The 19,572-nt window shown below is 59.7% G+C and carries 20 protein-coding genes; 14 read left to right on the forward strand and 6 right to left on the reverse strand.

From position 1 onward, the window contains the following. Positions 1-53: 53 nt before the first annotated feature. A complete protein-coding gene (locus tag FFT87_RS02515) occupies positions 54-1,193 on the forward strand; it encodes an AI-2E family transporter (RefSeq protein WP_219949806.1) in 1,140 nt (379 codons plus the stop codon). A 4-nt stretch (positions 1,194-1,197) separates the two neighbouring features. Here FFT87_RS02515 and FFT87_RS02520 read toward each other — a convergent pair whose 3' ends face one another. Beyond that, positions 1,198-2,451 (reverse strand): FAD-binding protein, encoded by a 1,254-nt coding sequence (locus FFT87_RS02520; RefSeq protein WP_219949807.1) that lies wholly within the window; start codon positions 2,449-2,451, stop codon positions 1,198-1,200. A gap of 196 nt (positions 2,452-2,647) precedes the next feature. Here FFT87_RS02520 and FFT87_RS02525 point away from each other — a divergent pair, with 196 nt between their 5' ends. From FFT87_RS02525 to FFT87_RS02565, 9 genes are all read left to right on the forward strand, one after another. Further along, the gene (locus tag FFT87_RS02525; RefSeq protein WP_219949808.1) at positions 2,648-3,739 is read left to right on the forward strand and encodes a metal ABC transporter solute-binding protein, Zn/Mn family; all 1,092 of its coding nucleotides are present in this window, start codon (positions 2,648-2,650) and stop codon (positions 3,737-3,739) included. 16 nt (positions 3,740-3,755) lie between these two features. Continuing rightward, positions 3,756-4,565: a metal ABC transporter ATP-binding protein gene (locus FFT87_RS02530; RefSeq protein WP_219949809.1), complete on the forward strand. Its 810-nt coding sequence runs from the start codon at positions 3,756-3,758 to the stop codon at positions 4,563-4,565. Beyond that, on the forward strand, positions 4,562-5,473 hold the full coding sequence (locus FFT87_RS02535) for a metal ABC transporter permease (protein WP_219949810.1): 912 nt from the start codon (positions 4,562-4,564) through the stop codon (positions 5,471-5,473). The genes FFT87_RS02530 and FFT87_RS02535 overlap by 4 nt, the downstream gene beginning before the upstream one ends. Positions 5,474-5,483: 10 nt before the next feature. Continuing rightward, positions 5,484-5,867: a Fur family transcriptional regulator gene (locus FFT87_RS02540; protein WP_219949811.1), complete on the forward strand. Its 384-nt coding sequence runs from the start codon at positions 5,484-5,486 to the stop codon at positions 5,865-5,867. A gap of 169 nt (positions 5,868-6,036) precedes the next feature. Then, positions 6,037-6,273, forward strand: a complete 237-nt coding sequence (rpmB, locus tag FFT87_RS02545; protein ID WP_010204490.1) for a 50S ribosomal protein L28 — start codon at positions 6,037-6,039, stop codon at positions 6,271-6,273. Then, the gene (gene rpmG / locus FFT87_RS02550) at positions 6,273-6,440 is read left to right on the forward strand and encodes a 50S ribosomal protein L33 (protein ID WP_009773536.1); all 168 of its coding nucleotides are present in this window, start codon (positions 6,273-6,275) and stop codon (positions 6,438-6,440) included. Before rpmB ends, rpmG begins: the two co-directional genes overlap by 1 nt. A 2-nt stretch (positions 6,441-6,442) precedes the next feature. Then, positions 6,443-6,748 carry a 30S ribosomal protein S14 gene (rpsN, locus tag FFT87_RS02555; protein ID WP_010204489.1) on the forward strand — a complete coding sequence of 102 codons (306 nt, stop codon included), beginning with the start codon at positions 6,443-6,445 and terminating at the stop codon, positions 6,746-6,748. A gap of 71 nt (positions 6,749-6,819) precedes the next feature. Further along, positions 6,820-7,110: an HU family DNA-binding protein gene (locus FFT87_RS02560; protein WP_009773534.1), complete on the forward strand. Its 291-nt coding sequence runs from the start codon at positions 6,820-6,822 to the stop codon at positions 7,108-7,110. A gap of 124 nt (positions 7,111-7,234) precedes the next feature. Further along, complete coding sequence (locus tag FFT87_RS02565) at positions 7,235-9,199, forward strand: cytochrome c oxidase assembly protein (protein ID WP_219949812.1); 1,965 nt, start codon at positions 7,235-7,237, stop codon at positions 9,197-9,199. Here the strand turns inward: FFT87_RS02565 and FFT87_RS02570 are convergent. Then, positions 9,196-11,205, reverse strand: a complete 2,010-nt coding sequence (locus FFT87_RS02570; RefSeq protein ID WP_219949813.1) for an ATP-binding protein — start codon at positions 11,203-11,205, stop codon at positions 9,196-9,198. The two genes, FFT87_RS02565 and FFT87_RS02570, sit on opposite strands and share 4 nt — an antisense overlap. A gap of 88 nt (positions 11,206-11,293) precedes the next feature. Here FFT87_RS02570 and FFT87_RS02575 point away from each other — a divergent pair, with 88 nt between their 5' ends. Genes FFT87_RS02575 through FFT87_RS02585 form a run of 3 tightly spaced genes read left to right on the forward strand, consistent with a single transcriptional unit; the run spans position 11,294 to position 13,937 of the window. Then, entirely contained in the window at positions 11,294-11,659 is a 366-nt protein-coding gene (locus FFT87_RS02575; RefSeq protein WP_219949814.1) for a response regulator transcription factor, read from the forward strand. After that, positions 11,656-12,501, forward strand: a complete 846-nt coding sequence (locus FFT87_RS02580; protein ID WP_219949815.1) for a HEAT repeat domain-containing protein — start codon at positions 11,656-11,658, stop codon at positions 12,499-12,501. Before FFT87_RS02575 ends, FFT87_RS02580 begins: the two co-directional genes overlap by 4 nt. 2 nt (positions 12,502-12,503) lie before the next feature. Continuing rightward, complete coding sequence (locus FFT87_RS02585; protein WP_219949816.1) at positions 12,504-13,937, forward strand: glycosyltransferase family 2 protein; 1,434 nt, start codon at positions 12,504-12,506, stop codon at positions 13,935-13,937. A gap of 44 nt (positions 13,938-13,981) precedes the next feature. On the opposite strand, the gene FFT87_RS02590 is transcribed toward FFT87_RS02585, so the two are convergent. Further along, positions 13,982-15,028 (reverse strand): hypothetical protein, encoded by a 1,047-nt coding sequence (locus tag FFT87_RS02590; protein WP_219949817.1) that lies wholly within the window; start codon positions 15,026-15,028, stop codon positions 13,982-13,984. Positions 15,029-15,123: 95 nt separating this feature from the next. Between FFT87_RS02590 and FFT87_RS02595 the strand changes: the two genes are divergently transcribed. Further along, positions 15,124-16,422, forward strand: a complete 1,299-nt coding sequence (locus FFT87_RS02595; protein WP_219949818.1) for an ATP-dependent RecD-like DNA helicase — start codon at positions 15,124-15,126, stop codon at positions 16,420-16,422. Between the two features lie 47 nt (positions 16,423-16,469). On the opposite strand, the gene FFT87_RS02600 is transcribed toward FFT87_RS02595, so the two are convergent. The 3 genes from FFT87_RS02600 to FFT87_RS02610 form a co-directional block, all read right to left on the reverse strand. After that, positions 16,470-17,342 carry a carbohydrate ABC transporter permease gene (locus tag FFT87_RS02600; RefSeq protein ID WP_219949819.1) on the reverse strand — a complete coding sequence of 291 codons (873 nt, stop codon included), beginning with the start codon at positions 17,340-17,342 and terminating at the stop codon, positions 16,470-16,472. Then, entirely contained in the window at positions 17,339-18,220 is an 882-nt protein-coding gene (locus FFT87_RS02605) for a carbohydrate ABC transporter permease (RefSeq protein ID WP_219949820.1), read from the reverse strand. The genes FFT87_RS02600 and FFT87_RS02605 overlap by 4 nt, the downstream gene beginning before the upstream one ends. An 83-nt stretch (positions 18,221-18,303) precedes the next feature. Continuing rightward, on the reverse strand, positions 18,304-19,572 hold the full coding sequence (locus FFT87_RS02610) for an ABC transporter substrate-binding protein (RefSeq protein ID WP_219949821.1): 1,269 nt from the start codon (positions 19,570-19,572) through the stop codon (positions 18,304-18,306).

Raw genomic sequence — 19,572 nt, forward strand, 5'->3', positions numbered from 1 at the left:
GTAATTACGCGATGCTGCAGTGGATTCGGTGCGGTGGTCGGTAGTGTGGCCGCATGACCATGAAGAAAAAATCGCCTGCAGCGCCACCGGCATCCGAGTCGAAACGCCTAGGACTTCACGAACTGTGGACCGACCGTTTGGGAGCCTGGTCAATTCGTGCGCTGCAGATTCTGTTGCTGCTCACGCTTGCTTCAGTGACCGTTTTTGCGCTCACTCAGGTGAAGCTCGTCGTGATTCCGGTACTCATCGCGCTCATTTTCGCTGCTGCTGCCAGCCCGATTGTGGTGTGGATGCGGCGTCGCGGTGTCGGGCGAGCGCTGTCGACCTGGATCGCGCTGCTTGGCGGCATCGTGGTGTTTGGTGGGTTGGTCACGGCAGTCGTTTTCGCCGTGCAGGACCAATGGTCCGACTTATCTGACTCGGCGGTTGAGGGATTCGAGCAACTGAAGAGCTACGCGCTCGATGGGCCGTTCGCGATTGATCAGGATGCCCTTGATGAGGCATGGAACGCGGCTATCGACTTCGTGACAAGCGCGACCTTCGGCCTTGGCGCTATTCAGGGAGTGTCAGCAGCGGCTCAGGTTGTCACCGGAATTCTGCTCGGCCTCGTTATCCTGTTCTTCTTCCTCAAAGATGGCGACCGCATTTGGGAGTTCTTCCTGAGCCCGATGACCGGCGAGCGTCTCGACCGGGGACACCGCATTGGTCACACCGCGGTACGCACGCTCGGTGGCTACGTTCGGGGAACCGCAACGGTTGCGGCCGTCGATGCGCTCGGTATCGGAATCGGATTGACGATCTTGCAAGTACCGCTCGCGCTACCGCTTTCGGTCATCGTGTTCTTGGGCGCCTTCATCCCCCTCGTTGGCGCGACTGTCGCCGGCGTCTTAGCTGCCGTTGTCGCTCTCGTGACGAATGGCTGGGTCGTGGCTTTGATCGTTTTGGGCATCGTCGTGCTCGTGAATCAGCTCGAGGGTAACTTTCTGCAGCCCGTCGTGATGGCGCAGTCCTTGAGCATCCACCCGCTGGTGATTTTGGTGGCGTTGACGGCCGGAACGATTCTCGGCGGCATCGTGGGCGCGGTGCTGGCCGTGCCGATAGCAGCGGTGGGCTGGTCGATTCTCAAGACGTGGAACGAAAAGGGCGACAAGCCCAACCTCGATCCGGCTCCGACGAAGAAGAAGCCAAAGTAACGCGCTAGCGGGGCCCGAGGGTTCGTTCCAAGAACGGGTTCCAGAACTTGCCCTGCGGGTCGTACTCTCGCTGCAGCGCGAGAAAATCGCCGCTGCGGGGAAAGCGTTCTCGGATGACGTCGGCGCCATAGTGAAACAGCTTGCCCCAGTGCTGCCGCGGTGCGAATGGCGCGAGGGCCTCCTCGATCACGGGCAGTAGCGCCGCGACCTCAGCGGGATGTTTCGCCCACGTGAAGCCGATGCACAGAACATCGCGCTCGTAGGCGGGGCTCATCCAGAGGGAATCGGCGGCAGCGGTGCGGATCTCGGAGATCAGCAGGTGCGGCGAGATCTGGGAGCCGAGGGTTCGCAGCACCTCCAACGCGTCAACACCGTGCTGCCGCGCTACGTAGTACTCGCTCTGCAGCTCATCGCCGCCATTGGAGGGTTGGCCGTCGAGGCGAAAGTGCGGCATCCGCTCTGACCACGGGCCGGGCACGCTTGCGCGCTGGTTGACGTTCTCGCGATTGCTTTCCTCGGCATCGTCGTACCACTCGCCGCCAAAGAGAGTGGCTTCCAGCGGCGGTTCAGCGCCGTCATCCAGACGCGTCTTGAGCCACACCTGAGCCACGGTGGGGCTTGCGAAATCGGCGAGAAGACTCACGCTATAGGCGCTGGCCATCACCTCATCCAGTTGTGTGAGCACGGTCTCCCAAGGGGCAAAGCGGTAGACGTCTTGGCGCACGACATAACTGGGCTGGATGTCGAGGGTCACCCGCGTGATGATCCCGAACGCACCGAGGCCCACAGCCAGAGCCGGCAGGTCGTCGCTGGAGCGATCGACGGTCACCACTGAGCCGTCTGCGGTGACGAGTTCGACCGCGCTGATGGCGGCGGAAAGGATGCCGTTGCCATCTCCCGAGCCGTGGGTGCCGGTAGCGGTTGCCCCGGCTACGGAGATGTGTGGCAGCGATCCCGTGTTGTGGAGCGCAACACCATGCGACTGCAGCGTGCTGATGAGCGCGCCGTACGACGTTCCGCCGGTGACGCTGACGGTCTGCGTGCTTGGGTCAATCCGGATGTCGGGGTCCACGTGTGAGAGAGATACGAGAGTGCCCGTGGTGTCGGCGATGCTGTTGAACGAATGTCGGGTGCCGATCGCTCGCACGTGCGATGAGCTGGCAACCAGCTCTTGCACGTCGGCGATGGACATGGGGTGCGTCACTGCGAGAGCACCGTAGGTGAGGTTGCCTGCCCAATTGACCTGGGTGCTCGACATTGTGGTCCTCTCGATGGGTTCATCACAGTGCGTTAGTGCTTCGACTCTGAACACTATTCCTCGGATCGTGGCAATTGAGTAAACGCTGTTGTGCGGCAGCCGCAGTGGGCCGTTGCTTGATTGAGCGCGGGTAGGTTATGCTATTGATAACGAATCTCATTACCGCTATTGGCTTCGGCCTTAGAAGGACACCTAGATGTCTCGCTTTACCCCTTCCATTTTCGCCCCTCGGCGCTCCCGCGCCCTCACGGCGGGAGCCGTGCTCGCGGTCTCCGCGATTGCTCTCGCCGGTTGTTCCACGAATGAACCTGCGGAAGATGACGGCACGATCGCCGTCGTTGCCTCGACAAGCGTCTACGGCAACCTGGTCGCAACGCTCGGTGGCGACGCGGTCTCCGTGACGAGCCTGGTCGACAACGCTGCTCAAGATCCGCACAGTTACGAAGCATCCGCTCGCGACCAGCTCGCGGTATCCGAGGCGGACCTCGTTGTTCTCAACGGCGGTGGGTACGACCCCTTCGCCGAAGCGCTCTACGAAGCGTCAGGAGCATCCGCGGTTCTGATTCACGCCGTTGATTCTTCTGGCCTGCTCGACGAAGGCGAAGAGCACGACCACGTTACTCATGACGCCGCTACTGAGGGCCACGAAGAGATTGATCACAGCGACGATGTGACGAGCGACGGCACCGATGACGCCGCCGATGACGCCGCCGATGACCACGCCGAAGACGACCACGCCGAAGACGATGGTCACGATCACATCGAGGGTTTCAACGAGCACGTCTGGTACAGCTTTCACGCGATGGAGCACATCGCCGAGCAGATCACTGCGGAGCTGAGCACGCTGAGCCCAGAAAACAGCGGTACTTTTGACGCTGCTCTCGAGTCATTCTTGAGCGACCTTGACACTCTCGACGGCCAGGCCGAGGAGCTCTCTGTCGTCGCCGATGGCCGCGGAGCCGCGATTACCGAGCCTGTCGCCGTCTACCTGCTCGAAAACGTCGGGCTGCACAACGACACTCCGGCCGCCTTCACCGAGGCGATCGAAGAGGGCTCGGATGTTCCTCCGACAGCGCTGCGCGACGTTCTCGCGCTGGTCGAGGACGACCACATCGCGCTCTTGGCTTACAACGAGCAGACGGCGAGCCCCGAGACTGAGCGAGTGCGCCAAGCCGCCGAAGAAGCAGGTCTCCCCGTGGTGTCATTTACCGAGACACTGCCCGAGGGGTCAGACTATGTCGAATGGATGTCGTCAAACCTCGATGCGCTCGCAGTAGCCCTCGGCTAGTCAGAGAGTTGACCGAGTGACCTTTCCTGCAGCGCCTGCCGTGCTCAGTATCCGTAATGGGGTGCTGGGCTTCGGCTCGCGCACCCTCTGGTCGGGACTCGACCTCGATGTTGCCCCCGGCGAGTTTGTGGCGGTGCTTGGCTCGAACGGTTCCGGAAAGTCGAGCCTGCTGAAGGCGATACTGGGGCAGCAGAAACTTGACGCAGGCACGATCACCGTGGCCGGGCATCCGGTGCGCCGCGGTGATCGCTGCATTGGCTACATTCCGCAGCAGAAGTTGGCGGGCCCGGGAACCCCGTTGCGTGGCCGCGATCTCGTGACTCTTGGCGTGAACGGTCACCGCTTTGGCGTGCCAACACTCCCCCGCAGCGTCAAGGTGCGCGTCGACGAATTGATTGCTGCCGTCGGCGCCACCGAATACGCGAGCAACCCCATCGGTTCGCTTTCGGGCGGCGAGCAGCAGCGCTTGCGGGTTGCGCAGTCGTTGGCAGCAGATCCCGTGTTGTTGCTCTGCGACGAACCGTTGCTCAGCCTTGACCTGCAGCACCAGCGTGGGGTTTCCGAACTCATTGACCGGCGTCGCCGCGAACACAACACGGCAGTCATTTTTGTGACGCACGACGTAAACCCTGTGCTCGGCATGGTCGACCGCATCCTGTACTTGGCCGGCGGAAAGTTCACGATCGGCACCCCGGATGAGGTGTTGCGCAGCGAGGTTCTCACCGAGCTGTACGGCACCCCGGTCGAGGTTGTGCGGGTGGGCGGCCGCGTCATGGTGGCCGGAATTCCGCAGGGCGATCACCACCATGAGGAGGAGATCGCGTGACCTTCGACGAATTCTGGAGCCAGCTTGCGGGCTTCGAAGATTACGGCGACCTGTTGAGCCTGGTGAAGTTCTCCCTCATCGCCGCCGCGGTGCTTGGCATCGCTGGCGGCCTTATCGGTGTCTTTGTCATGCAGCGTGACATGGCTTTTGCCGTGCATGGCATCAGCGAACTCTCCTTTGCGGGAGCGGCCGCAGCGCTATTGTTCGGTGCCAACGTCGTCGCGGGTTCGATCGCTGGCTCGCTTGTGGCAGCCATTTTGATCGGGATGCTCGGGGCGAAGGCTCGCGATCGAAACTCGATTATTGGTGTGCTCATGCCGTTTGGGATGGGTTTGGGCATCCTGTTTCTGGCGCTCTACCCCGGACGCAGCGGAAACAAGTTTGGGCTCCTCACCGGCCAGATCATTTCTGTGGATGGCGAGCAACTCGGTTTGTTGATCGTCATTAGCCTCGTGGTGCTTGGCGCCCTGTTCGTGGTGTGGCGTCCGCTCACTTTTGACAGTCTTGATCCTGAGGTTGCGGCAGCTCGTGGAGTGCCGTCGCGATTACTTTCGCTTGGCTTCATGGTGCTGCTTGGCCTCATGGTCGCGGTTGCCGTGCAGATCATTGGTGCCCTGTTGGTCATGGCGCTGCTGGTCACGCCGGCTGCTGCCGCAATGCGGGTGTCGTCGTCGCCGCGCATGGTTCCCGTGCTCAGCATGATCTTCGGATTCGTGGCGGCAACGGGTGGTGTCTTGCTGGCACTGGGCGGCTCGCTGCCGATTAGTCCGTACATCACGACGATTTCGTTCCTGATCTACCTGGTCTGTCGGGTGGTGGGAGCGCGCCGCGGCCGCAGTCGTCAGCACAGCGTGAGCCGAGCATCCGGAGTGCAATTGGTCACCGCGAGTTCAAGGGGCAAAAGTTAGAATGGCAACCATGAAGCGCAATACGTGGCAGCGGGAAGCTGTGCGGGATGCTCTGACCGAGTCAGAGGGATTTGTGAGCGCTCAGGCGCTGCACGGTGCGTTGCGCGATGCCGGTAGCTCAATCGGTCTGGCCACCGTCTATCGTGCCTTGGCAGATCTGGCCGGAGCTGGCGATGCTGACTCGCTGCAGCAAGACGGCGAAAGCCTTTTTCGGGCCTGCACGCCCGATTCGCACCATCATCATCTGATTTGCCGTGAGTGCGGAACAACCGTCGAAATCAAGGCGGATGCCGTAGAACAGTGGGCCAAAAACGTGGCGGCCGAGCATGGTTTCACCCAGCCGCATCACATCGTCGATGTCTTCGGCTTGTGCCCGGCGTGCTCTAGCACGTAACATATACCGTTGATCGAGTGGTTTCTTCCACTCTCGCACGCACATCCCACCCTGATTGATGCGGTGCTTTCTTGTGAAAGTACAGCGTTGAGAAGAACGCAGTGTGTGTGCCGACAAGTGATCTTGGGTAAGGCTTAGTCCTTACGGTAACTAGAACAGGAGTATGACCATGGCAGCAACCTGCCAAGTGACCGGCGCCATTCCCGGCTTCGGACACGCAATCTCGCACTCGCACCGTCGCACGAAGCGTCGTTTCGACCCGAATATCCAGAAGAAGACGTACTACGTACCGTCGCTTCGCCGCAAGGTAACCCTTCAGTTGTCCGCAAAGGGCATCAAGGTAATTGACGCTCGTGGCATCGAATCCGTTGTCAAGGACCTCCTTGCACGTGGGGAGAAAATCTAATGGCTAAGGCACAGGACGTACGTCCGATCATCAAGCTTCGTTCAACTGCTGGAACGGGCTACACCTACGTGACGCGCAAGAACCGTCGCAACAACCCCGACCGCCTCGTGCTGAAGAAGTACGACCCAGTGGTTCGCAAGCACGTTGAATTCCGCGAGGAGCGCTAAATATGGCTAAGAAGAGCAAGATTGCAAAGAACGAACAGCGCAAGGTCATCGTTGCGCGTTACGCCACACGTCGTCTCGAGCTGAAGAAGGCTCTCGTCGACCCAGCAGGAACTGACGAGTCACGCGAGGCTGCACGCCTCGGACTTCAGAAGCTTCCCCGCGATGCTTCGCCGATCCGCGTACGCGGTCGCGATGCCATTGATGGACGTCCCCGTGGATACCTCAGCCAGTTTGGTGTTTCCCGTGTTCGCTTCCGTGAAATGGCTCACCGGGGCGAGTTGCCCGGAATTACCAAGTCAAGCTGGTAGATTCCAAGCGGTTCCGACGTTTTCTAACGTTTCGGAACAACTAACTGCACAACGTCCCGAGGAGGACCACTATGGCTGACAAGTCGCTAAACCGTACTGAATTCGTAGCGGCGGTTGCCGCACAGTCTGGCCAGAGCCAGGCTGCCGTATCCGGCGTCGTTGACGCTTTCTTCGCAGTGCTGTCCGAATCGGTCGGCAACGGAGTTAAGGTTTCGATCCCAGGTTGGATGGCTGCAGAGCAGACATTCCGCGAGGCTCGTACCGGCCGCAACCCGCAGACGGGTGAAGCAATCCAGATCAAGGCCAGCAACGGCGTAAAGCTCAGCGCAGGCAGCAAGCTCAAGGCAGCAGCCAAGGGCTAAGTAGCAACTCTAAAAAGGGCGACATCCTTCGGGATGTCGCCCTTTTTGTATCCCGGCGCCAACGGCAGGCCTCAGCCGGTGCCAGCCGGGCACACTCCCGGATAACCGCGAGTACTCTTGAGTAGTGCTTCGATTTAGCCGGATAGCCGGACCCGCCATGCTGCTGGCTGTTGCTTTTGTTGTTGTTGTCGCGGGGCTTCAGTTCGGCGGCGGCGCACAGGCCCCAATTCTGCTCGATCCGGGTGCGGTGGTTCGGTGGGGGCTTCCGATCTCGAAACTGTTCGTCAACCTCGGGCTTGCCGCCACCATTGGTGGTCTCATGATCGCGATTTTTGCGATGAGCCCCAAGCGTGACGAGTTCAACCTCACTCTCGACTTCGCCGCTGCCGGCGCTGCTGTGTGGGCCGTGGCCTCCGCTTTTACCGGGTTTTTCACCTTTTTGGCCGTGCGCAACCAGCCGATCGACTTTTCTAGCGCCTTTGGTGACGTTCTCGCGAGTTTTCTGACCGTTACCGAGCTAGGGCAAGCCTGGCTTGCCACCGTGCTGATAGCGGCCATCGTGACGGTGCTCTGTTTTGCCGTGCGCAACATGAGTGGCCTTGTTTTCGTGCTCGTGCTCTCCGTTGCCGGGCTTATCCCGATGGCGCTGCAAGGACATAGCGGTGGCACCGCCGACCACGACGCGGCGACCAGCGCCATCTTCTTGCACCTCGTGTTCGCGGCGCTGTGGCTCGGAGGGCTTCTCGCGATCGCGATCGCTCGCTCGACCCTCACCAAGGAACGACTCACTCTTGTATTGCGCCGTTACTCCTCGATAGCGCTCGTGAGTTTCATCGTCGTAGCCGCCTCCGGTTATGTCAGTGCCGAGATCAGGGTCGAGAATCTGAGCAACCTGCTCTCCCCCTATGGCCTTCTTGTGCTCGTCAAGGTCTTCGCCCTCATTGTGCTTGGGCTCTTCGGCGCCATCTATCGCAACTATGCAATTGGTCGCCTCGAGAAGAGTCCCCGCAAGAGCCGCGGCTGGTTCTGGTGGATCGTCTCGGCAGAGCTTGCATTCATGGGCCTCGCCTCCGGTGCGGCAGCAGCCCTCGCCGCTACTCCAACCCCCGTTCCCGAGATCGTGGCGGCGGACATCCCCGACTCCTCCCCCGCGGCCTATCTCACCGGCTCACCACTTCCTCCGCCAGTGTCAGCAAGCAATCTCTTTAGTCTGTGGAGTTTCGACCTCATCTGGGTACTGATCTGTGGCTTCGCGATCTTCTTCTACCTTGCCGGTGTCTGGCGTTTGCATAAGCGCGGAGACAGCTGGCCTGTCCACCGCACCGTCCTGTGGGTTACTGGAATGCTGCTGCTGTTCTACATCACCAACGGTGGCGTGAACGTCTACGAGGGCTACCTGTTCTCGATGCACATGCTCGGACACATGACCCTCGGAATGATGATTCCGGTGCTCCTTGTTCCCGGAGCGCCAATAACGCTCGTGATGCGCGCGGTCGCCAAACGCACCGATGGCAGCCGCGGGGCCCGTGAGTGGATCCTGCTAATCGTGCACTCCCGCTATATGGCTGTTATCGGGCATCCGGTCGTTGCCGCAGCGATCTTTGTGGTCTCGTTGTGGGTCTTCTACTACACGCCGCTGTTCCGCTGGGCATCCACCGACCATGTCGGGCATGAGTGGATGATCATCCACTTCCTCGCCTCTGGATACCTGTTCGTGCAAGCGCTCATCGGAGTCGATCCGTCGCCGCACCGGCCTGCGTTCCCCATCCGGCTCCTGATCCTGCTGGCCACCATGGCATTCCATGCCTTCTTCGGGCTCGGTCTCATGACGGGAACCGGTTTGCTTCTTGCCGATTGGTACGGCGCGATGGGCTGGGACACCGGCGTGAGCGCGCTTCAAGATCAGCGCATCGGTGGTGGAATCGCGTGGAGTGTTGGCGAAATTCCGACGATCTCGCTCGCGATCGCCGTTGCCATTATGTGGTCCCGCAGCGACCGCCGCGCGTCGGTACGCTACGACCGCAAAGCCGACCGCGACGGTGATGCCGAACTCGACTCCTACAACGAGATGCTGGCCGAGCGCCGCTAACTAGTCTCGCTCGATACGCCGAGGGGGAACGTGACCGTAAACGTCGTCCCTTCACCCACGGTAGATTCCACTCCGACTATTCCGTGGTGTTTTGACACGAGCCCCTGAACCAAGGGCAGCCCTAGCCCGGTGCCGGTGATCCCGCGAGCCTCGGCCTCCGGTGCTCGATAGAAACGTTCAAAAATGTGCTCGACGACGTCGGCTGTCATCCCGAGCCCGGAGTCGGAGACGGTCACTACCGCAGCGCTGTCAGTGGAGCTCACTCCGACCTGAATCGACCCGCCTGCCGGAGTGAACTTGATCGCGTTGGTCATCAGGTTGGTGAGGATGCGGTCGAGATCGATCGCCGGAACCGCGACAGTGATCTGGTCGGGAGCCGACAGCGCCACAGCAATCGCGTTGACCTCGGAAAACGGCTCGAGGCTTTGCGCAACTTCTGCAGCCACCTGGGAGAGATTGCTGGTCGAACTCGACTTACTCAGATCGCGCGGTCGTCCGAGTTCTAACAAATCCTCGACGAGGTCAGCCAACCGGCGCGCATTGCGCGCAATCGTTGCCACTGACGAGGCTTGAAACTCGTCGAGCTGCTCTTCTTCTAGCAACTCTACGTAGCCGATGATGCTCGTGATGGGAGTGCGAAGTTCGTGGCTCGCAGACGCCACAAACTCTTCCTTTTGGCGGCTCAGTTCCGTCAGCCGGGCAGTGGCGGCTTGCTCTTGCTCCAAAGCTAGCTGTTGGGCTTCAGCGGTGCGCATTGCCGCCGAGGTATCAACAAATTGGATGCTAAACCGGGTGCCAGCTGACGACGGCAGCTCGGCAACCAACACGTCGACGTCTGAGTGTGCGCTGTCGTTGAGCGGTTGCCAACTGAACTGATCTACTCTCTGACGCACAGCAGTGTTAACCCTCGCGGCAAGCGCGCCATCCCACAGCGTGATTACTTCGCCGTCGCCATCCGGAATCACGTCACTCTCATTGGCGATTACCGCTGACGCCATTTCATTCGATTCCAGTACAACAAATCCATGACGGAATGCCTCGACGATAAGGAGACCCACCCGTGACCCCACGAAGCCGCCGCGCAGAATTGCTTCTCGGTCAGCGAGCCGAGCATTCACGATCCGGTGCTCGTTCTGGGATGACGCTGCCAACAGCACGAAGGAAGTGACGGCCAACAGAAAGATTTGGATCAGGGTCGAGGGGTCGCCACCAACGCCACCTGACTGATCGAATGGCCCGCCGCCTGCTGACGTGAGGAAAGAAATGCTCAAGGCGATTCCGACGACCTCGAATAACGCAACCCTCGTGGGGAATCTGAATGCCGCCCAGGCGATCACGGGTAGGGGCAAGAACGAGAGAGGAAGAGAGCGACCCGGGCCAAAGACATAGAACAACACGGCGACGAGCAGAATGAACTGGATAGTGATTTCGACGATATGCACTTTTGCTAGTTGCTGCGGGGGAATCAGCGCGAACGGCAGGATGATGAGAACGGCCGTGGCATGCGCAGCGCTCACTCCGATCCAGGTCGGCACTAGGGAGCCGCCATCGAAGACCACGATGGTGAGCCCGGCAAGAAGACCGATCACAATGGCTCCGGCCGCTACCGCGATGCAGAGCCGGTAGGCGGTGGCAAGTTGGTCAAGGGCGGGTCGCGCCCGACCACGCTGAGTAAGGATGGCGACCACGATCCAGGCTTCGGATGCATTCGCGATGCCGAAGAAGAGCGAGACGACAAGATCGCGACCTCCCACCATATTTGAGATTGCCGTCACGATGACGATGCCGAGCACGCCCCAAGCCCGATGCGAGCGGTGAAGTCGAAGGACGAGGAGAGTGCTCACACCAGCGGCGGGCCACCAAGCTGCGACGTGCGAGTCGGGCGGGGCAAGAGCAACAAACCCCCAGCCCAGCAGAAACACGACGAATAGTGATATCAGGGTGGATAGCGACGAGATCAAAACTTTGTTCTGAACACCCGGCGTACCTAATTGTGATCCCGACATTGCGGCCCCCAAACTCCGTCTAATGACAGACTAGTGGGGGCGCTTGGGGTACAGCGCTCACGAAGTTAGCCTTTCGGGAGGCGGAGTCATGGCAGTTGTTTTGATCGTCGAAGACGATGAAGATGTGCGGGCGTTGGTCATGCACCGACTTAAACAAGCAGGTCACGAGGTTCTTGTCGAGGCTGATGGCGAGGCTGGACTTGGCGCAGCACGAGCATCCGTTCCTGACTTGGTGATTCTCGATTGGATGATGCCTCGTCGCAACGGGCTCGAGGTGTGTTTTGAGCTCCGGGCAGACCCCCAGTTCGCTAAGACACGAATTTTGATGCTCACGGCTAAGGCTCAAGAGCAGGACATTGAGCGCGCACTAGCAGCGGGCGCCGACGACTACGTGGTGAAGCCTTTTTCATCTCGTGAACTCCTCGCCAGAGCTGCCGCACTACTGTCGCGATGATTCCCATGATTCCTGGGCTCTCCAGTGCGCTCCTGCTCACCACCGCGACCGTGTGCGCTCTGCTTGCGCTTACCGTCGTCGCTCGGAGGGTCATTCGAACACGTGCGCAAGCCAAGTCAGACTTGCGTCGAGACCGAGTTCGTCCACTCATTCTGGACATCCTTGACGGAGAGAATTGCGTCGCTCAGAACCGACAGGACCGAGCGACTTTGGTGCTCCTTGTTGCTGAGACGGCAGGGCAGGTGCGCGGCGATGACCGCAGCGCCCTCACCGCCTGGCTGACAGATCAACAATTTCACCGCACCTGTCTCAAGAAGATGCAGTCGCCGTTTGCCCTAACCCGCGCTAGGGCGCTCAGCAGTTTTGCGCCCATGGCGCACCTCGCACCCCGCTCGGTCGAACAGATGCTTTCTGATCGCGATCAAGGAGTACGAAGCCTCGCTGCACAGATCGCCGGGCGCTCCGGCGTTTCAGAATTGATCCCCGCTCTCTTGAGGAGTGTCGATGGATCTCGCAGCATCCCCGCACGCATCGTGTCGATGGCGGTCCTCCGCACGGCGCCATCATCGATTGCCAGCTTCAGCGACACACCAGCTGACGGCAATTATCGTGTTCGCGCGCTCGCCATCGATCTCGCAGGCCAGCTGAACTTAGTGGATGCGCGCCAAGCGATCGAATCAGGGCTGAGAAGCGAAAATAGCGACGTCAGGGCGGCAAGTATTCGTTCCATTCAACGGCTAGGTTCGCCCCTTTCCCTCCCGGCGCTTGAAGAACTTCGTCCTGAAAACACGACAGAGTTCTGGACTGCTCAGGCCGTCATGCGAGAGTTGCTGGTGGGATAGGCGTGGAAGCTCTCGCGGCAATCACGTACTGGGTGACGTGGACTCTCATTGCCTACTACGCGCTCTACAACGGAATCTTCTTGGTAATTCTCTTGAGAGGAGCACTCGAGGTCTCCCGCGAAGTCAGTTGGCCCTCTTCCGCCTCACTCTCAGAAGTGTTCGCAAATCCTTTAACACCGGGGATTTCGATCATCGTGCCGGCTCACAACGAGGAGTCTGGGATTGTCGACGCCGTGCACGCCTTGCTCAATTTGAGGTATCCGCTAACGCGGATTGTTGTCGTTGATGATGGATCGACTGATGACACCTTCCTCAAACTTCAAGACAACTTCGACTTACGCCCTTCCGATAAAGAACTCGCGGCCGTTCCTGAACACCAGGGTGAAATCATCGATGTCTGGGCATCACGCGGTGGCGACCTGACGGTCATCCGTAAGCACAGCGTCCGGTTGCGATCGGACGCCGTGAACGCGGGACTTCGTGCTGCAGACCAAGAGCTTGTGTGCATGATCGACGCAGACTCGCTTCTGGAACAGGATGCATTGCTCCATATCGCTGCGCCGTTTGTCGCCGATCCGACCGTCGTCGGAGTCGGCGGAGTTATCCGACCAGCAAACGGTGTCACGGTATCGCGGGGAGCGGTAACAAATATTGAAATGCCCAAACGCTGGGTCGAACGGATCCAAGTGGTGGAGTACTTGAGAGCGTTTCTCGTGGGCCGCACCGGCTGGGCCTCCATCAACGGCCTCATGATCATCTCAGGAGCATTCGGGGCATTTCGTCGCGACGCAGTCCTTGAGGTTGGCGGCCTTGACATCAACTCTCTCGCGGAGGACGCAGATCTGGTGGTGTCCATCACAAAAAAGGCGCGCGATGAAAAGCGGCCGTACCGGCTGGCATTCGTCGCCGAACCCGTGTGTTGGACCGAAGTACCGAACACGTTTTCGGCGCTGAGCGGTCAGCGTCGTCGCTGGTCGCAGGGCCTCGGGGAACTCATTGCGAAGCGGCGGAAGATGATCTTGAATCCCCGCTACGGAGTGCTCGGGATGCTCACACTCCCCTACTTCGTGCTGTTCGAGTTTTATGGGCCAATCTTTGGGGTGCTCGGCGCATTCATCGCCGTGGCTGGCGCCGTCACCGGCCTGATTACCTGGCAACTGTTCATGCTCGCGTTCTTCGTCTCGGTGGGACTTTCTCTCATTTCATCGCTGACCTCCGTTCTCATAGAAGAGAGCGCATACCACCGGTATTCGCGGTTGAAGGACGTGTTCGCGCTCCTGGCCACGACGCTCGTGGAGCTGATGGGATTCCACCTGGTGCACACGTGGTGGAGGTTGCAAGGGGTTTATCGGGCCACATTCCGCCGTCCCAGTGACTGGGGAACCATCGAGCGAGTCGGTTTCGAACAGGAACCCGAAGCCGACCCAGCTCGCTAGTTCCCGCCGACTTCCGGGGCGGGAGAACGGGGAGCAGGCGCCGACTACTGGGGATACTGCGCAGTGATCAACAGCTCGTCGTCAGGCAAGAAGGTCACGAGGTAGCTTGCACTGAAGCTCACGTCTTTATCGAAAGTCGAGACAGAGCCATCGAAGATTGACCGCACATCTACCTTCAAGTGTGCTGCGGCATCCGTAGCTGGCATCAACCAGCTCGCTGGCTCAGAACCCGGGCTGAGTGTGACGGGGGGATAGTCGGCGATGCTCCACTCGGGTGTCGTGACGATGCGGTTCGACATGGGCTGCCCAAACGGGCACCCGGTCGGAAGCAAAACAACCTGGGTGGCGCACTCGTCGAGGTACTCGTTAACTTCACGCTGAACCTGGGCGATCATCGCCTCATTGGCGACGACGTCGAGTCTGGCGCGTACCGTGTCACCCGGTGCCGTCGCCGAAACCACAATGGGCTCAGCTTTGAGATAGTGCGAGGTGTGGCTGACCTCGAAGCTGCTCGGCGTTAACACGACATAGGTCGAGGGAACATCTTGAGTCGGAACGACAAGCTCAGAGCCGTTCGCGGTGAACTCTTGAGCATTGAGTACCGTCAAGCGCACGATCGTGAGTGGTGGGGTGGCGAAATCCCACGTGGAGAACACACCAAAGTTGTTCGCATCCCGGATCACGGTGAAGCTTGACTTTGCCGGGCGGCCATCCAGCTCAAAACTGAAGGTGACAGTCTCGGTGCCGTCTGGGTTGCTCACGTTGTCGACCAACTCAATGTCTTCGAGAGAGCTCAGAGCCGAGGGACGCAACAACTCGTGCGAGCCCGCCAACAGCAACGAACCTGCACCCGTTGTATCAATCGGCGTTGCCCCGGCTCCGCCGTCTGACGCTGCACCGTGCTCTTCGGGCAAATAGATGTCGGCGATTTCAAGGGCTGACGACATGTCATGGCGAGCGAGCGCCCCGAGGTAGCTGCGGACAAAACCAGTCGAACTGTAGATCGTCGAATTCAGCACGATCACCGTGGTCGCGAAGGCCACAATAATCAGCCCGAGAACCACAGACCAGGTAACAAGCTCGCGACGCATTCACACATCCTAAACCGCCGAGGTGCGAGATGTCCCACCCCACGAAAGTGCTGAAGGAGGATGGGCGTGGTCACTAGCCGCATTAGGGTGAATGCGTGTCAAAAATCACTCTGTCGCCTGAGCAAGCAGCCGTCTTCGCTGCTATCGAGACGACGAACGACAACCTCTTCGTCACAGGTCGTGCCGGCACCGGAAAATCGACGCTGCTTAACCACCTCTCACAGAACACGTCGAAACAGATTGTGATCTGCGCTCCGACCGGTGTTGCCGCCCTCAACGTGGGTGGACAGACGATCCACTCGCTGTTTCGGCTGCCCATTGGGGTCATCGCTGACCACGAGCTCGAACAAAATCCTCAACTGCGCAAACTTCTCAACACCATTGAAACTCTCGTCATCGATGAAGTCTCGATGGTCAATTCAGATCTCCTTGACGCCATCGACCGTAGCCTTCGTCAGGCGCGTCAGCGCAAGAATGAGCCATTTGGTGGGGTGCAAGTCGTGCTCTTTGGTGATCCGTACCAGCTTGCGCCAGTGCCAGGGGATCCGGATGAACGCGCCTACTTCGAAGACCGCTACCGATCCATGTGGTTCTTTGATGCGCTGGTGTGGGAAGAGACCGAGCTCACGATCTATGAGTTGACGAGCATCCACCGCCAGCATGAAGGCGAATTCAAGTACATGCTGAATGCGGTGCGCCACAACGGAGTGACGGCAGAGATCGCTGAGCGACTCAATGCCGTTGGCGCGCGACCGGCGCCGAATGACGGCACGATCACTCTGGCGACCACGAACAGCGCCGTCACCCGGATCAATGCCACGGAACTCGCTCGCTTGCCCGGCAAAGTGCTCACTGCGAAAGCAGAAATCTCGGGAGAGTTTGGTGGGCGTGCCTATCCAGCGGATGACGCGCTCGACCTGAAAGTCGGCGCCCAAGTGATGTTCTTGCGCAACGATACGAATGAGGGCGGAACCCAACGCTGGGTCAACGGCAGCGTCGGCACGGTAACCAAGATCGCTTCCACGGTCTGGGTCGAAGTCGACGGACGCGACTACGAGGTGAAGCCGGCAATCTGGGAGAAATTCAAATACTCCTACTCGGCTCGAACGAAAGCGCTGCGCAAAGATGTCGTTGCCGAGTTCACCCAGTTTCCGCTGCGCTTGGCGTGGGCCGTGACGATCCACAAATCTCAGGGCAAGACCTACGACCGCGCGATTGTTGACCTCGGATCCCGCTCCTTTGCCCCCGGCCAAACGTACGTCGCGCTCAGTCGGATCAGCAGTCTCGACGGCCTCTACCTGAGCCGACCACTTCGCCCAAGCGACATCATTGTCGACGAAAACGTCGTGCGGTTCATGTCGCGCACCCAGCCGATCCCGGCGATCGAGGCATAACGCATGACGCCGGGTTGCCGACGCGACAAAGCGATAGCCGTCGCGAGCTACTTCACGCTTCCGGCGGTAATGCCCTCGACGATCTGCTTGTTGAAGACGATGTAGATCACGATCATAGGCAGCGTCACGATCGACAACGCGGAGAAGAGCAAGCCGTAGTCGGTGACATACCGACTGGAGAATGCCAGCAGTCCGGTCGGAATCGTCTTGAGCGAGTCATCCTGAATGTAGAGCAGAGCGAGCAAAAACTCGTTCCAGCTCGACAGCGCCGAGAAGATGGCGACGGTGGCGAGGCCTGGCCGCAATAGCGGGAGAGCGATCGACCCGAATACGCGCAGGTCACTCGCCCCATCAATGCGAGCGGCCTCGAACAGTTCATCCGGCACGGCATCCAAGTAGACCTTGAGTAGGTAGACCGCGAGGGGCAACCCCATTGCGGTGTACGGGATGATGAGCGCCCAGCGGGTGTCAGTGATCGCTAATTGGGTAAACATGGTGGACTGCGCGATGAAGTAGGACTGCAGCGGCAACAGCAAGCCCAAAGCAAGTAACCCCATGAGCAGGTTACGGCCGCGAAAGCGATAACGGCTAAACGAGAACGCGGCAGCGGCACCGAAGAACAAGATGCCCAATACCGAGGCTCCGGTGACAATCGCGCTGTTGAAGGCGTACAGCCCGATGTGTCCGACCTCCCAGGCCTCCGCCCACCGCGCAAAGTCGATTTCGGTCGGAAGGGCAAAGGGAGTGGCAAAAATTGCGGAGTTCGACTTGAAGCTCGAAAACACCATCCAGAGCATGGGGAAGAAGAAGACCACCGCGATGACGCCCAAAGCGAGCGTAAAGAGCACGCCAGGAATGCGGCCGACCGTGGACCGTTGAGCCGATCCTGACGGGCGCGTCGTGCGACTGACCCCGCTCATGCGCTCACCTTCTCTGGCTTTTCGCGATTGACGCGGGTGAAGACCAGCCCCAGCGCGACGACCACCGCCGTGAGTACGACGGCCATCGCTGAACCGTAGCCAACATTCTGGAAAGTGAATACGGACTTAACAAGGTAGGTGGTCGGTATCTCCGTAGCGCCGTAGGGTCCACCATTTGTCATCACGTAAAACAAGTCGAAACCTTGGAAGCCACCGGTGATGCACAGCAGCAGCGCCACGGTGATTGCGTTGCGAATCATCGGAACCTTGATGCGTCGAAAAAGCTGCCATTCGCCAGCGCCGTCGAGCCGCGCCGCTTCGATGATTTCGGTTGGTACCTGGCTGAAAGCGGCGTAGAAGATGGTCATGTAGAAGCCGGCATATACCCAGCCGGAGACGACGCTCACAGCGAGAAGAGCCGTTGCCGGGTCTCCTAGCCATACGCGTTGCAGATCATCGAGGCCGAAATTGACGAGGGCCGCATTCAGTAACCCGAAATCGTTGTTATAAACGAAAGACCAGAGCACGGCCACGACGACCATGGGAAGCATTACCGGAGTAAAGATGGCCACCCGAAACCAGAGGGAGCCGCGGCGGCGCACACTAACAAGCCCCGCCAGCACCAGGCCGACAACGACCTCGAGGACGATTGTCGCCGCGATGTAGATGAGCACATGAACGAATGAATCGCGGAACAGCACATCGTTCGCCGCCTTGATGTAGTTGTCGATGCCGACGAACTGCATCGCACCGTAGCCATTCCACTCCGTGAAGCTATACGCAAACGTCATGATGACCGGAAACAGCACCGCGAAACCGAACACTGCCATCGCGGGCACCACGAACAGGTACGGCGTGACCTTGCGGTTCGGCTTCACGGTTTCGGTGCCTCTCAAGGGGGTTGCTGATCGCTCGACTTCGGGTGACGAGCGATCAGCAAGACTAGCTAACCGGGGGAAGGTTAGCCGAGCTTGTGATCTATGCCGGCAACGGCATCCTCAGGAGTGCTCTGGCCACCAAGCACCTCAGCAAGGGCTGCATAGAGAGCGTTCGCGGTTTCTAGATCGTAGCCATTGTCTGGAGGCAGAACGATCGCTGGCGCGGTCTCCAGCATGTCAAGCAGGCTGGCGCTGCGAGAGTCGGGCTCTTCACCTTCTGACGCTGACAACGCCATGGGTGTGAGCTCAGCACCGATGAACGCCTGCACGTTCTCGTCACTGTTCAGCAGGGCGAGAAATTCTGCTGCCAGATCTTGCTTGGCGCTATTGGCATTCACGACGTAGCCAGTGACAACACCGATCACACTGTCCTGGTTTCCCTCGCCAGGCATGGCAGGCAAGTTGACGTAGTCAAAATTGAGGTCTGGGGCTTCATCAATCGCCCAGCTGACGAGCCATGAACCGATTGCGTGCATCGCAGCCTTGCCCTGGAAGAAGAGCTGAGCGCCCTCATTGTCGTCGACAGCATTCGCGCTTTCGTTGACGCAGTTGTGGTCCGCGAGCTCTTTGACGTAGCCGAAGGCCTCTACCCACTCCGGAGTGTTGAAGTCGGTCTCGCCAGAGAGCGCTGAACTGTACACGTCTTCGCCAACAATGCGCGAGGTCAGGTGAGCCAGCCAGTTGCCGGCGGCCCAGAGGTCCTTGTTGCCCGAGGCGATCGGAATAATGCCTTCGGCGTCGAGAGCGTCACACGTGTCGAGGAGTTCGTCCCACGTTGTCGGTGGGGTGAGCCCGGCATCCGCAAAAATGTCTTCGTTGTACCAGAGGACGTTAGTGACGTCGGCAGCGTGAGGAACCATGACGACGGCGCCGTCAACGGTCAGAGAGGTGAAGACTTCGTCGTCGAAGAGCCCCGCGATAGGACCGGTCGTCACTGCTTCGGTGAGATCGGCGGCAAAACCGTCAGCGGCGCGTTGCTCAAGGCGAGCACCCGCCCACTCAAAATAGATGTCCGGAGCATTGCGCCCATTGAGCAGGTTAGGCAGACCGATAGTTTGGTACAGGTCATCGTTTTGATAGTTCATCTCGACGGTGACATCGGGATTCGCGGCTTCGAACTGCGCGGCAACGTCATCCCACACCCGAATCTGGGCCTCGCCAGGGGAGCCCATCGCGATGCGGAGAACATTGTCATCGGAGCCGCCGCCGCCAGCCGAGCAGCCAGTGAGAATGAGGGCAGTTGCGCTCAGCGCCGCGATGGCCGCGACGGTCCCTTTTCGCCGATAGGTCAT

It is taken from the genome of Salinibacterium sp. M195 (assembly GCF_019443965.1).
GTDB lineage: Bacteria > Actinomycetota > Actinomycetes > Actinomycetales > Microbacteriaceae > Rhodoglobus.